This window comes from Oryzisolibacter sp. LB2S (genome assembly GCF_040732315.1).
Taxonomy (GTDB): domain Bacteria; phylum Pseudomonadota; class Gammaproteobacteria; order Burkholderiales; family Burkholderiaceae_C; genus Alicycliphilus; species Alicycliphilus soli.
On record NZ_CP160388.1, the window covers coordinates 1,427,316 to 1,440,582 of the forward strand.

The window sequence follows — 13,267 nt, forward strand, 5'->3', positions numbered from 1 at the left end:
CTCAGCCTGCGACCGGGTAGGTGCCCAGCAGCTTGTAGAAGGCGCACAGCTGCTGCAGCTCGGCCAGCGCCGCGGCGACATGCGGCTGGGCGGGGTGGCCTTCGATGTCGATGTAGAAGTAGTACTCCCACTGGCCGGTGCGCGCCGGGCGCGACTCGAAGCGCGTCATGGACACGCCGTGGCGCTTGAGCGGCACGAGCAGGTCGTGCACTGCGCCCGGACGGTTGGGCACGGAGATGATCAGGCTGGTGCAGTCGCGGCCCGTGGGCGCGGGCGTGGCCAGCGTGTGCGGCAGGCAGATGATGGCAAAGCGGGTGCGGTTGTAGGCGTCGTCCTGGATGGCGTGGGCGACCACGTGCAGGCCGTATTGCTGGCCGGCGCGCTCGCTGGCGATGCCGGCCCAGGCCGGGTTGGTGGCGGCCAGGCGCGCGCCTTCGGCATTGCTCGACACAGGGCGGCGTTCGGCATGCGGCAGGTGCTTGGACAGCCAGGCATGGCATTGCGCCAGGGCCTGGGGGTGGGCCAGCACGGCCTCGATGCCGTCGACCGTGGGCGACTGGCGCAGCAGGTTGTGGCGCACCAGGAGACTCACCTCGCCCACCACATGGCAGGGCGTGTGCAGGAACATGTCCAGCGAGCGTGCGACCACGCCCTCGTTGGAGTTTTCCACGCCCACCACGCCGTACTGCGCGCTGCCCGCGGCCGTGGCGTGAAACACCTCGTCGAAGCTCGCGCAGTACATCAGGTCGGCCGCGCCGCCGAAGTACTCGATGGCGGCCTGCTCGCAGAACGTGCCCTCGGGGCCGAGCACGGCCACGCGCTGGGGCGATTCGAGCGCCAGGCAGGCGGACATGATCTCGCGCCAGATGGCGGCCACATGGGCGTTCTTGAGCGGGCCGGGGTTGGCGGACTGGATCTTCTCGATGACCTGGGCCACGCGGTCGGGGCGAAAGAACGGCGTGCCCTCGCGTTTCTTGAGCTCGCCCACCTGCTCGGCCACACGCGCGCGCTGGTTCACGAGCGCGAGCAGCTGGTGGTCCAGCGAGTCGATCTGCATGCGCAGCTGCGCCAGCTCGGGGCTGGCCTGGGGTGGGGTGCTCATCGGTTTGTCTGCCATGGTTTTGATAGCTGCTCGCGCTTGTCTCATAAGGATTTCAGTGGATAAATTGACTGCATTCCTTGTGTGGCAAGCGCGACGCGCTCATTTTTTTGAGTGGATCATGCCGCGCCGCGCTCGAAGTCGCGCATGTAGTCCACCAGCGCCTGCACGCCCGCCAGCGGCATGGCGTTGTAGATGCTGGCGCGCATGCCGCCCACGGACTTGTGGCCCTTGAGTTGCAACAGGCCGCGCGCCTTGGCGCCGGCGAGGAAGGCGTCGTTGCGCGACTCGTCGGCCAGGAAGAACGGAATGTTCATGCGCGAGCGGCAGTTGTGCGCCACCTTGTTGACGTAGAAGGGCGAGGCGTCGATGAAGTCGTAGAGCAGCCGGGCCTTGGCGATGTTGCGCTGCTCCATCGCGGCCACGCCGGTGTGCTCGCCCTCGCGCTGCTTCTTGAGCCACTGGAAGGTCAGGCCCGCCATGTAGATGCCCCAGGTCGGCGGCGTGTTGTACATGGACTGGTGGTCGGCCACGGTCTTGTAATCGAAGGCGCTGGGGCAGATCGGCAGGGCGTGGCCCAGCAGGTCTTCGCGCACGATGACGATGGTGAGGCCTGCCGGGCCGATGTTCTTCTGCGCGCCGCCAAAGGCCAGGCCCACGCGGCTCCAGTCGACGGGGCGGGATGCCACATGCGAGGAAAAGTCGATCACCAGCGGCGCGTCGCTGCCCAGGGCCTTGAGGTCGGGCAGTTCGTGGAATTCGACGCCGTGGATGGTCTCGTTGCTGCAGATGTGCACATAGCTCGCGCCGCGCGAGAGTTGCCAGCCCGCGGGGGCGGGCAGGGTGGTGAAGCCGCTGGCCTCGCCGCTGGCGGCCAGATGGGCGTCGGCCGCGTACTTGCGCGCCTCCTTGTGCGACTTCTGGCTCCAGCTGCCCGTGACCACGAAGTCCACCGTGGCCCCGCGCGAGAGGTTCAGCGGCACGATGGCGTTCTCTGCAATGCCGCCGCCCTGCATGAAAAGGATCTTGAACTCCGGCGGCACCGCGAGCAGCTGGCGCAGGTCGCTTTCCGCCTGCTCGTAGATGGCGATGAACTCCTTACCGCGGTGGCTCATCTCCATGACACCCAGGCCGCTGCCATGCCAGTCGAGCATCTCGCTGGCCGCCTGATGCAGCACTTCCTCAGGGATGGCGGCCGGGCCGGCCGAGAAGTTGTAGGGACGGTTCATGGTCTTGCAAAAAAACGGCTCTGAGGCTTGTCTGTGGGGCGCTGACAGCTATCGTTTTAGATGGTCAGGAGTCGGCCGGTGCGGCGCCGTCGGCGGCGTCCGGCTCGGCGTTGGCGTCGTTCTCCACGATGCGCTGCAGGCCGCTGAGCTTGGCACCTTCGTCGAGGTTGATGAGCGTCACGCCCTGCGTTGCGCGGCCGAGCTCGCGGATCTCGGCCACGCGCGTGCGCACCAGCACGCCCGTGTCGGTGATCAGCATGATCTCGTCGTCGGCATGCACCAGCGTGGCGGCGACGACCTTGCCGTTGCGCTCGCTCTGCTGGATGGCGATCATGCCCTTGGTGCCGCGGCCGTGGCGCGTGTATTCGACGATGCTGGTGCGCTTGCCGTAGCCGTTCTCGGTGGCGGTGAGCACGCTTTGCTGCTCGTCCTCGGCCACGAGCATGGCGATCACGCTCTGGCCGTCCTCGAGCTGCATACCCTTGACGCCGCGCGCGTTGCGGCCCATGGGGCGTACGTCGTTCTCGTCGAAGCGCACGGCCTTGCCGCCATCGGAAAACAGCATCACGTCGTGCGCGCCGTCGGTCAGCGCGGCGCCGATCAGGAAGTCGCCCTCATCGAGTCCCACAGCGATGATGCCCACCTTGCGCGGGTTGGAGAACTCGCTCAAAGCCGTCTTCTTCACCGTCCCCATGCTGGTGGCCATGAAGACGTAGTGGTCCTCCGGGAAGTTGCGCATCTCGCCCGTGAGCGGCAGCACCACGTTGATCTTCTCGCCCTCCTGCAGGGGGAACATGTTGACGATGGGGCGGCCACGCGAGTTGCGCGAACCGGCGGGCACCTCCCAGACTTTCAGCCAGTACAGGCGCCCGCGGTTGGAGAAGCACAGAATCCAGTCGTGCGTGTTGGCGATGAAGAGCTGGTCGATCCAGTCGTCGTCCTTGGTCGCCGTGGCCTGCTTGCCGCGCCCGCCGCGCTTCTGGGCGCGGTACTCGGACAGGGGCTGGCTCTTGATGTAGCCCGTGTGCGAGAGCGTCACCACCATGTCGGTGGGGGTGATGAGGTCCTCGGTGGAGAGGTCCTGCGCGCTGTGCTCGATGGTGGAGCGGCGCGCGCCCAGCTTGGTCTGGCCGAACTCCTGGCGCAGCACGGAGAGTTCTTCGCCAATGATGGTCGAGACGCGCGCGGGTTTGGCGAGGATGTCCAGCAGGTCCTCGATGTGCGCCATGATTTCCTTGTACTCGGCGACGATCTTGTCCTGCTCCAGACCCGTGAGGCGCTGCAGGCGCATCTGCAGAATCTCCTGCGCCTGGGTGTCGGACAGGCGGTACAGGCCATCTGCCTGCATGCCGTAGGCGCGCTCCAGGCCTTCGGGGCGGTAGTCGTCGGCGTTGACCACGCCGCCGTCCTCGCGCGTGCGTGTCAGCATCTCGCGCACAAGCTGGCTGTCCCAACTGCGCGCCATCAGTTCGGCCTTGGCCACGGGCGGCGTGGGAGACTCGCGGATGATGCGGATGAACTCATCGATGTTGGCCAGCGCCACCGCCAGGCCTTCGAGCACATGGCCGCGCTCGCGCGCCTTGCGCAGCTCGAACACCGTGCGGCGTGTCACCACCTCGCGGCGGTGCTGCAGGAAGACCTCGATCAGGTCCTTCAGGTTGCACAGCTTGGGCTGGCCATCGACCAGCGCCACCATGTTCATGCCGAAGGTGTCCTGCAGCTGCGTCTGCTTGTACAGGTTGTTGAGCACTACCTCGGGCACTTCGCCGCGCTTCAATTCAATCACCAGGCGCATGCCGGACTTGTCCGACTCGTCCTGGATGTGGCTGATGCCCTCGAGCTTTTTCTCGTGCACCAGCTCGGCCATGCGCTCCTGCAGCGTCTTCTTGTTCACCTGGTAGGGCAGCTCGTCGACGATGATGGCCTGGCGCTGGCCGCGGTCTATGTCCTCGAAGTGCACCTTGGCGCGCATCACCACCTTGCCGCGGCCCGTGCGGTAGCCGTCCTTGACCCCGGTGATGCCGTAGATGATGCCGGCGGTGGGGAAGTCAGGCGCGGGGATGATCTCCATCAGCTCGTCGATGGAGGTCTCGGGGTGGCGCAGCATGTGCAGGCAGGCGTCCACCACTTCGTTGAGGTTGTGCGGCGGGATGTTGGTCGCCATGCCCACGGCAATACCGGCGCTGCCGTTGACCAGCAGGTTCGGCAGGCGTGTGGGCAGCACCAGGGGCTCCTTCTCGCTGCCGTCGTAGTTGGGGCCGAAGTCCACCGTCTCCTTGTCGATGTCGGCCAGCATTTCGTGGGCGATCTTTGACAGGCGGATTTCCGTGTAGCGCATGGCGGCGGCGTTGTCGCCATCGACCGAGCCGAAGTTGCCCTGGCCGTCGACCAGCATGTGGCGCAGCGAAAAATCCTGTGCCATGCGCACGATGGTGTCGTACACCGCGATGTCGCCGTGCGGGTGGTACTTACCGATCACGTCACCGACGATACGCGCCGACTTCTTGTACGGGCGATTCCAGTCGTTGTTCAGCTCGTGCATGGCGTAGAGCACACGCCGGTGCACGGGCTTCAAGCCATCGCGCGCGTCGGGCAGGGCGCGGCCCACGATCACGCTCATGGCGTAATCCAGATAGCTGCGACGCATCTCCTCCTCGAGGCTGATGGGCAGGGTTTCCTTGGCAAACTGGGTCATAAGGGGAGGCACAAGCGACTGGGCGAAACGGGCATTCTAGGCGCAAGCGCTTGTGGTAACAGAGCAACATATAGCGCCGAATGCGCGCTCGTCTTACGTTTCGCGGCGGTTGGCGGGAAGTTTTCGTCAAGCGCGTATGGCACAATCAATCTCAACGTTCTCGGTGATGGTCACTGATTGCGTCCCCGATTCGCAGCACGGCTGCGGCTTATTTCCCCAAGAGGAGAACCATGAAGAAACTGAACAAAGTGGCTATGTTGTTGGCCTCTGCCGTGATCGCAACCTCGGCTGGCGCCCAAGTGAAGGCTGCCGACGGCGGCAATGTCGTTGACAACTGGCAAAACGGCACGGGCGAGCTGGTCTGGAAGAACGGCACGAACGAACTGTGCTGGCGCGACGCCAACTGGACGCCCGCCACGGCCGCCGAAGGCTGCGACGGCGCTCTGGTGAAGAAGGCTGCTCCCGCTCCTGCACCCGCTCCCGCGGTTGTTGCTCCCCCGCCGGCTCCGAAGCCCGCTCCCGCTGCCGCCAGCAAGGTGACCTACGCCGCTGACGCCTTCTTCGACTTCGACAAGTCCGTGCTGAAGCCCGAAGGCAAGGCCAAGCTCGACGACCTGGTCTCCAAGATCCAGGGCATCAACCTCGAAGTGATCATCGCCGTTGGCCATACCGACTCCATCGGTACCGATGCCTACAACCAGAAGCTGTCGGTGCGCCGCGCCGAAGCCGTGAAGGCCTATCTGGTGTCCAAGGGCATCGAGAAGAACCGCGTGTACACCGAAGGCAAGGGCGAGAAGCAGCCCGTCGCCGACAACAAGACCAAGGAAGGCCGCGCCAAGAACCGCCGCGTGGAAATCGAGGTCGTTGGCACGCGCGCCAACTGATCGATCTCCATCGATCAACAAAAGCCCCGGCAACGGGGCTTTTTTTATGCCCACCGCAACTCCAATGGGACAATGGGACATGAGTGAATCCGTAAATGCCGACCCGGCTGAACTGGCCAAATTCTCGGACCTGGCGCATCGCTGGTGGGATCCCGACAGCGAATTCCGTCCTCTGCACCAGATCAACCCGCTGCGCCTCGCGTGGATCCAGCAACTGTCACCGCTGGAAGGTTTGCGCGTGCTCGACGTGGGCTGTGGCGGCGGCATTCTGGCCGACTCCATGGCGCGCAAGGGTGCCCACGTGACAGGCATTGACCTGGCGACCAAGGCCTTGCGCGTGGCGCGCCTGCACGCGCTGGAAGCGCAGACGCCGGGCATTGAATATCGCGAGGTCAGCGTCGAGGCGCTCGCCCAGGAAATACCCGCGGCGTTTGACACGGTCACCTGCATGGAGATGCTCGAGCATGTGCCGGATCCTCACTCGGTCGTGGCCGCCTGCGCGCAACTCGTCAAGCCGGGGGGCTGGGTGTTCTTCTCGACGATCAACCGCAACCCCAAGGCATATGCCCTGGCCATCGTCGCGGCCGAGTACGTCCTCAAGATGCTGCCGCAGGGCACGCACGAATATGCCAAGTTCATTCAGCCGAGCGAACTCGCGGCCGCCTGTCGCAGCGCCGGGCTGGACGTGGTGCAGGCACGTGGCATGCAGTACAACCCGTTGACCGGGCGTTACTGGCTGAGCGATGACACCAGCGTCAACTATCTTGTCGCCACCCGACGCCCGGCAGAGTGAGCATGACCATGTTTGCAAACGTGCGCGCGGTTCTGTTCGACCTTGATGGCACCCTGATCGACAGCGCTCCCGATCTCGGCGCCGCGGCAGACCGACTGCGAACCGACCGTGGTCTTGGCCCGCTGCCAATGCAGGCCTACCGCCCCATGGCGGGTGCCGGCGCGCGCGGCATGTTGTCGGTGGCCTTTGGCATCACGCCGGAGCATCCTGACTTTCCCAGCCTGCGGGAAGAGTTCTTTGCGAACTATGAGCGGCGTATCCATGAACAGACCGAAGTGTTTGCCGGCGTTCCCGAACTTGTCGCGACGCTGGCAGAGCGATCGCTGCGGTGGGGCGTCGTCACCAACAAAATGGCGCGCTTTACCTCGCTCATCGCCCAGCGGGTGGCGCTGTTCCAGGGGGCTGGTGCCATCGTGAGCGGCGACACCACACCTTACATGAAGCCGCACCCCGCGCCCTTGCTGGCGGCTGCCGAGCAACTCGGCCTGACGCCCCAGGAATGCATCTATGTGGGTGACGATGAGCGCGACATACTTGCGGGTCGCGCGGCGGGCATGGGTACTGTCGCAGCCATGTATGGCTACCTGGGCGCAGGAGCATCACCCACCGACTGGGGCGCTGACGCCGTGATCGAATCCCCGCTGGATCTCTTGAAATTCATTGTTTCGGTCTAAAATGCCTACCAAGGGGCTGTCCCGGTTTCGACGTGGGTTCGGAATTGGAGCGGTGCATGTCGAGCTTGAGTGATGCTCGTAAATCTCCATTCACTAAAGTAACTGCAAACGACGAACGTTTCGCACTCGCCGCCTAAAACCGGCGAGCCTTGCAACAGCACGCTGATGGGCTGGGCAAGGGGGTAGCAATACCTCCCGGCTGCAAGGGAATTCACATCAGCTGGCCTTGTGTCGGGTACCTTGACACCGGGCGAGATTCAAGGGTGCTGGTGGTTCAGGCAGCGTGCGTCTGCGCGGCCTGAACGACGAGATTCAAATCAGAACGCTAAACATGTAGATCTGCCCGATAAAGGCTTGCGGACGCGGGTTCAATTCCCGCCAGCTCCACCAATCACAAGGGTCTGGATAGTCTCCAGGCCCTTTTTCTTGCCTGAAATCCCCGCGCCACGCCGGGTTGCGGCCATCCGTGCTGCGGGTGACCACCGGCCCAAACACCCGAAATCAGCCACTTTCTCGGCCAGAGCCGTCTCTATTCTCTGTTTGGCCTGCGGGTAGGCGCAGATGGCGGTCTTGCAAAATCAACAACTTACGCGCGGCGGTTCATCGTCAATCAAGACCAGCGGTCCCCATCGCAACTAGACGATGTGCGTCATTTGTACTAACATTGCGGCAGTTGATCTAACAAAAGAGGTGCTGCTATGACTGCTGTTGCATCGTCGCCTTCCGCACGGTCCGCCCGCCTCGGGCTGCGCGCCACCTCCGAACAGGAGGTGGTGTTGCGTCGGGCTGCTGAGGTCGCCCACAAGTCGCTGACCGACTTCATCCTCGACAGCGCCTGCCTGGCCGCCGAGCAAACCCTGCTGGACCAACGATTGTTCATGGTCTCGGGCAGCCAGTACCAGGCCCTGATGGATCTGCTGGATCGCCCCGAACAGGCCAACGACGGTTTGCGCGACCTGTTTGCCCGCAAGGCGCCCTGGGACACGAAGTGACGTTGCGCGCACCGGAGCCACTGGCTGCGCAGCATCGGCTGGAAGACTTTGATTGCGGCAAGCCAGCCCTCAACGACTGGCTACTGCGCCACGCCCGCCAGGCACAAGGCAGTGGATCGGCCAAGACCTTCGTCGTTGCCGAGGAGGATGGTCGTGTGGCGGGCTACTTCAGCCTGACCGTCGGGCAGGTCGACACGCTGGAGGCACCGGAGCGCATCCGCAAGGGGATGGGTCAATATCCGGTTCCGGTAGTGATCTTGGCAAGGCTGGCCGTGTCGCAGCAGGATCAGGGGCGCGGCATTGGCTTTGGTTTGTTGCAGGATGCCATCCGGCGGACGATGCTGATTGCCGAGCAGGCCGGCATCCGGGCGATGCTGACTCACCCCATCGATGAAGAAGCGGCGAGGTACTACACCCGGTTCGGCTTCATCGCGTCACCACTGCGCGAGCAGCAACTGCTGCTGCTCTTGAAGGACGCCCGTCGCTGGGTACGTTGAACCATGACCGTCGAATCACTGCCCGCTTTCACCAAGCCAGCCCGCCAGCGCTGGGAGTCGATTCCCGCCGACATCCGTCAGCAGCTGCTGTCCAACGTCTGGTGCGGCCACTGCCGTCACGAAACAACGATCACCAACTTCACCGGCACTCTCAAGGGAGGCGACTTGCTGCTGGTGGGCAAGTGCGCCGAATGCCAAGGTGACGTGGCCCGGGTCATCGAGGGCTTGTAACCCGATCACGCATCAAACCCCGCCACCACCGCCCGCTGCGCCGCCCAATCCACCGGCAGCGGATTGCGCTGGAACCACAGCAGACTCATACACCGGGGCTGCTGCCCGGCCAGGATGCTCTGGATGATGGCGGGCTCCAGCAGCGTCAGGCGCAGCAGTTCGTTGACCGTCGAGTGGTGCAGGCCTTCTGCTTTAGCAATCTCGCTGCCACTGCCGACCACGCCGTCGTCGAGCAACTGCTGCCAGTAGAACGCCCGGGTGAGCGCCACCAGCAAGGGCTGGTCGATCTGGCTGGCGACCTTGCCCGGCGCGTCCAATTGGCCATCCGGCCGCACAACCACCTTGCTGGCGCCGCGCCTCCTGATCTTCAGCGGGATGAAGGTGGAGAGTGTCACCTGCCCGCCATCCCGGCGCTCGCGGGCGATGGGGCCGCCCAAAGCCTGCACTTTCGGTTTCATGCCTGCACCTCCTGCTGCTCCCATTCCTGCAATTCCGCGCCGATGGTGCCGGGCAACAATTCCCCGGTCAGTTCCTGCCAACCCTGAGCGCGCCAGATGATTTCCAGTCCGCCGTCGGCCATCACCACGCGCTCGATCAGGAGTTTTGCCAGACGGCACTGTTCGGCGGGAAACAGCTCCCGCCACAGGCCCGCGAGGTTGCGCATCGGCAGCACGACCTGCGGTTCGGTGAGGTCAGGCCGGATGTGCTGCATCCGATCCCACACCGCCTGCACCTGATGCGGCGTGGAGAGCGCCGCCACGATCTGCTGCGTCACCAGATCCTCAATCGGCGCGGCAGGCAACGAGCCGTGCCGACTGGCCCACGCGCCCAAGCGCCGGTGTTTGTCGGGGCTGTAATAGCGGTAGGTCTTGCCCTTCTTCTTCGTGTAGCTGGGCACCAGACGTTCGCCATCGGACGTGAACAGCAGACCGCGCAGCAACACTGGCTCGCTCTGGCGATCATTGGTCTCGCGCCGCCGCAAGGTGCCATCGGTGGCGATCAGCGCGTGCACCGCGTCCCACTGCGCCTGCGTGATGAGGGCCTGATGCTGGCCGGGGAAACTCTGCCCCTTGTGGACGATCTCGCCCAGGTACATACGGTTGTGCAGCATCTTGTAGATGGTCTGCTTGGTGAAGGGCTTGCCGCCCTTGGTGAGCACGCCTTCAGCGCCGTAGGCCTTGGCCATCAGCGTGGCTGAGCGTAGGGTGATGAAGTCGTCAAAGATGCGTCGCACCAGAGCGGCCTCGGCCTCGTTGATGACCAACATCCGGTCGCGCACGTCGTAGCCCAGCGGCAGCGGCCCGCCCATCCACATCCCCTTGGCCTTGGCTAGGGCGATCTTGTCGCGGATGCGCTCGCCGGTGACCTCGCGCTCGAACTGGGCGAAGGACAACAGCACGTTGAGCATCAGCCTGCCCATCGACGTAGCCGAGTTGATCTGTTGGGTGACGGCACTGAAGCTGACGCGGTGGCGATCAAACACATCGACCATCCGCGCGAAATCCGCCAGCGAGCGGGATAGCCGGTCGATCTTGTAGACCACCACGATGTCGACCTTGCCCATCTGGATGTCCGCCATCAGGCGCTTCAGCGCAGGGCGTTCCATAGTGCCGCCGGAGTAGCCGCCGTCGTCGTAGTCGTCGGCCACGGCAATCCAGCCCTCGTGGCTTTGGCTCTTGATGAAGGCGTGGCCAGCTTCCTTCTGGGCATCGATGGAGTTGAAGGACTGATCCAGACGCTCATCGCTGGAAACCCTGCAGTACACCGCGCAGCGCTTGGGTGGGACAGTTGGTGAAGCCGCGGATCGACTCATTGCGTCGCCCCCTTGCCGCCGCGCAGGCCAAAGAACTTCGGTCCATTCCACTGCGTGCCGGTGATGTGGCGCGCCGCTGCCGACAGGCTTTTGAAGACCTGCCCGTTGAGTTCGTACAGACCGTCGGGCGTGACGGTCACGCGGTACTGGCGCTCGTCCCATTCGCGGATCAGCGTGGTACCGGGCATCAACAAGGTCTGCGTGCTACGTCCGGCGGCGCTCTTGATCTTGGAATGCTTGGCCCCGGCCTCGACCAGCATCTTGCGCAGGTTAGTGGGCAGCGCGCCGTAGGCCTGCTCCTGGATGCGGTAGGCCAGACGCGATTCGACGTAGTGGCGGTTGCGGTGGCTAGGCCGCCGGGGAAAGTGCTGATCCCACAGCGCCCAGAGTTCGGCCATGGGCAGTGAGGGCAAGGCCGCGATTTGCGCCGACACGGTGCTGGTGCCCGTGTGGGGGGGGTGCTCATCGAAAATTCTCCAGTGGTTGAGACATCCACATTCAGGCGCTGTGGCGGGCAAAAGCCAAGGTCAAACCGTGCTCTGTGGCTGCGCGGCCAAGGGCGGCGGCGTCAATCCGACGGCGGACTCGGTATCGGTGCGGTAGCTGATGGCCTTGCCTGTGACCGGGTGGCACAGCGTGCCGAACATCACCTCGCTGCCGGTGCGCTGGGCGACGACGCAGGTATCGTCCAGATGCGCCGGAAACACCCAGCCCCGCACGCCATCGGGCAGGTAGGCGAATTCCTCGATGCAGTGCAGCAGGCAGGGCTTGCCGAGTGCCTCGGCTTGGGCCTGCGCCCGCGCGATGGCGTCGGATTCGTCACCGACCTCAACAATGGGAATCCACAGCACCTCGTGACCCGCAGCGAACCAGAGCAGGACTTCGGCCTGCATGTCGAAGGCGTGCGGGCCGACAGGTTGAATGATGTGATGGCTCATCGGATGAACTCCAGTTTCAAAATGGGATCAGGAGGAGGGAAAAGCCGGTTTGCGCGATGCCCTTCGTGCTTGGCACCGGTGGGCCTCACGTGGCATGGGCGGAGCCGGACTGGCGGAAGCGATCAAGCGCCAGTCCGAGGCGGACGGCGGATATGCCACGACTGCCCGCCGCCTGCCCCATCAGTCACGCGCTCGGTCGCTCAGCCACCAACTTCGCGCGGGCAGCTTCGAGGTACTCGTGTGGAATCTCGATCTCGATCTTGTGCTCGCCGCTTGTGCGAAACCCGGCGATGCGTGCCGCGACCGAAGCACGGGCCAGCGCGTTGTAGATGTGTGGTAACTGCTCGTTGAGCTCGATTTGCGCGACGCTGGCCTGGCGATGCTTGAAGGCCCGCTCCGCGTCTATGATCTGGCCGGGGAGGGTGGCCATCTCGGAATCCAGGGCCTGCACCCTGCTGCTGAGGTTCTCCCGCGTGGTACGGGCCACACGTAGCTCGATATCCAGTTTGGTCAACGCCTCGGGCAGGGCGAACTCGCCCTGGTCAGCCGCCATCGCCTCGCTGGCGGATTGGGTTTCGGCAGCGATACGGTGCTCGAGCTCGCCGATGCGCGTTTCGATCTTGGCGATGAGCTTGACTTGCTGTTCGCGCTCGGCCTGCAGGCTGCTCCTTCGCCGAAGCAGGTCGATGAGGGCCGCGCGGTGCTGTTCCAGCTTGCCCGGCGCTTCGACGATGGAGCGCAGGTCATTGAACTTGCCCGTCAAGGTGCTGGCCTTGCGCTGCAAGTTGTCGGCGTGGTTTTTGGCTTCGCTGGCTGCGAGTCGCGCACGGCGCTCCGGTTCAGAGATGGAATGCTGGTTGCCGCGCTGCTCCAGTTCGAAGGCGTATTTGGCCTTGGCATCGGCATCGGCCTTGGCTGCGTCGGCTGCGGCCTGTGCTTCTTCGAGCTGCTGTTTGACCTCGACGCACTCGGCCTTGATGCGCTCGTAGTAGCCGGTGGTGGACTTTTTGCTGAAGGGGTTGAGTTTCATGGTCTTGGGCTGCGGTGGTTGGGGATCAGGAATGAGTGATGGCCTCGCCGCGATAGCGGGCATCGCTCGGCTGAGCCACAGTGCTTGCCCACAGACCAGGGCCAAGCTGTTTCTTGATGCCTACCGGTGCGCCTGGGCGGTGCGGACGGTTCGTGGCCTGCCAGCCGTGGTGAGTACCGGATGGCGCTGTCGATGCGGCGGTCATCACCGCAACGGCCTGTGCCAAATCCGTTCGAGCCCAGGGCGAGGTGGCGTCCAGCGTCTGGACGGCATCGGGTTCTTGAAGGCCCAGCGCCTTGCGCCAGACCGGATGCAGATGGGACAGATTGGAATGGCTCACCGCGTTCTCCGTTGTAGGTTGAGGATGTGCAACGTGCACAGGAGAAATGGTG

General features: G+C 64.4%; 15 protein-coding genes and 1 other RNA gene. 7 read left to right on the top strand and 9 right to left on the bottom strand.

The annotated features are described in order from the left end of the window. Position 1: 1 nt before the first annotated feature. The 3 genes from pheA to gyrA all read right to left on the bottom strand — a co-directional run bounded on the left by pheA (position 2) and on the right by gyrA (position 5,023). On the bottom strand, positions 2-1,102 hold the full coding sequence (gene pheA, locus ABUE11_RS06735) for a prephenate dehydratase (protein WP_367068293.1): 1,101 nt from the start codon (positions 1,100-1,102) through the stop codon (positions 2-4). 116 nt (positions 1,103-1,218) lie between these two features. After that, a complete protein-coding gene (serC, locus tag ABUE11_RS06740) occupies positions 1,219-2,328 on the bottom strand; it encodes a 3-phosphoserine/phosphohydroxythreonine transaminase (protein ID WP_367068294.1) in 1,110 nt (369 codons plus the stop codon). Positions 2,329-2,392: 64 nt separating this feature from the next. Continuing rightward, positions 2,393-5,023, bottom strand: coding sequence for a DNA gyrase subunit A (gene gyrA, locus ABUE11_RS06745; protein ID WP_367068295.1), 2,631 nt, complete (start codon positions 5,021-5,023; stop codon positions 2,393-2,395). Positions 5,024-5,253: 230 nt separating this feature from the next. Here gyrA and ompA point away from each other — a divergent pair, with 230 nt between their 5' ends. The 7 genes from ompA to ABUE11_RS06780 all read left to right on the top strand — a co-directional run bounded on the left by ompA (position 5,254) and on the right by ABUE11_RS06780 (position 9,094). Continuing rightward, on the top strand, positions 5,254-5,907 hold the full coding sequence (gene ompA / locus ABUE11_RS06750) for an outer membrane protein OmpA (protein WP_367068296.1): 654 nt from the start codon (positions 5,254-5,256) through the stop codon (positions 5,905-5,907). A 79-nt stretch (positions 5,908-5,986) separates the two neighbouring features. Further along, positions 5,987-6,700 carry a bifunctional 2-polyprenyl-6-hydroxyphenol methylase/3-demethylubiquinol 3-O-methyltransferase UbiG gene (gene ubiG / locus ABUE11_RS06755; protein ID WP_367068297.1) on the top strand — a complete coding sequence of 238 codons (714 nt, stop codon included), beginning with the start codon at positions 5,987-5,989 and terminating at the stop codon, positions 6,698-6,700. A gap of 8 nt (positions 6,701-6,708) precedes the next feature. Further along, positions 6,709-7,374, top strand: a complete 666-nt coding sequence (locus ABUE11_RS06760) for an HAD-IA family hydrolase (protein ID WP_367068769.1) — start codon at positions 6,709-6,711, stop codon at positions 7,372-7,374. Between the two features lie 12 nt (positions 7,375-7,386). After that, positions 7,387-7,764, top strand: a transfer-messenger RNA (tmRNA) gene (gene ssrA / locus ABUE11_RS06765). Positions 7,765-8,072: 308 nt separating this feature from the next. After that, the gene (locus tag ABUE11_RS06770; protein WP_367068298.1) at positions 8,073-8,366 is read left to right on the top strand and encodes a DUF1778 domain-containing protein; all 294 of its coding nucleotides are present in this window, start codon (positions 8,073-8,075) and stop codon (positions 8,364-8,366) included. Then, positions 8,363-8,863, top strand: coding sequence for a GNAT family N-acetyltransferase (locus ABUE11_RS06775; RefSeq protein ID WP_367068299.1), 501 nt, complete (start codon positions 8,363-8,365; stop codon positions 8,861-8,863). The genes ABUE11_RS06770 and ABUE11_RS06775 overlap by 4 nt, the downstream gene beginning before the upstream one ends. Positions 8,864-8,866: 3 nt before the next feature. Next, positions 8,867-9,094 (top strand): hypothetical protein, encoded by a 228-nt coding sequence (locus ABUE11_RS06780; protein WP_367068300.1) that lies wholly within the window; start codon positions 8,867-8,869, stop codon positions 9,092-9,094. A 5-nt stretch (positions 9,095-9,099) separates the two neighbouring features. Here the strand turns inward: ABUE11_RS06780 and ABUE11_RS06785 are convergent, their stop codons facing one another. From ABUE11_RS06785 to ABUE11_RS06810, 6 genes are all read right to left on the bottom strand, one after another. Then, positions 9,100-9,552 carry a hypothetical protein gene (locus ABUE11_RS06785; RefSeq protein ID WP_367068301.1) on the bottom strand — a complete coding sequence of 151 codons (453 nt, stop codon included), beginning with the start codon at positions 9,550-9,552 and terminating at the stop codon, positions 9,100-9,102. Continuing rightward, entirely contained in the window at positions 9,549-10,907 is a 1,359-nt protein-coding gene (locus tag ABUE11_RS06790; protein WP_367068302.1) for a recombinase family protein, read from the bottom strand. Before ABUE11_RS06790 ends, ABUE11_RS06785 begins: the two co-directional genes overlap by 4 nt. After that, entirely contained in the window at positions 10,904-11,305 is a 402-nt protein-coding gene (locus tag ABUE11_RS06795) for a DUF2924 domain-containing protein (protein WP_367068770.1), read from the bottom strand. Before ABUE11_RS06795 ends, ABUE11_RS06790 begins: the two co-directional genes overlap by 4 nt. A 129-nt stretch (positions 11,306-11,434) precedes the next feature. Next, complete coding sequence (locus ABUE11_RS06800; protein WP_367068303.1) at positions 11,435-11,845, bottom strand: hypothetical protein; 411 nt, start codon at positions 11,843-11,845, stop codon at positions 11,435-11,437. A 184-nt stretch (positions 11,846-12,029) separates the two neighbouring features. Then, positions 12,030-12,875: a hypothetical protein gene (locus ABUE11_RS06805; protein ID WP_367068304.1), complete on the bottom strand. Its 846-nt coding sequence runs from the start codon at positions 12,873-12,875 to the stop codon at positions 12,030-12,032. Between the two features lie 25 nt (positions 12,876-12,900). Next, a complete protein-coding gene (locus tag ABUE11_RS06810) occupies positions 12,901-13,215 on the bottom strand; it encodes a hypothetical protein (RefSeq protein WP_367068305.1) in 315 nt (104 codons plus the stop codon). Positions 13,216-13,267 lie beyond the last annotated feature (52 nt).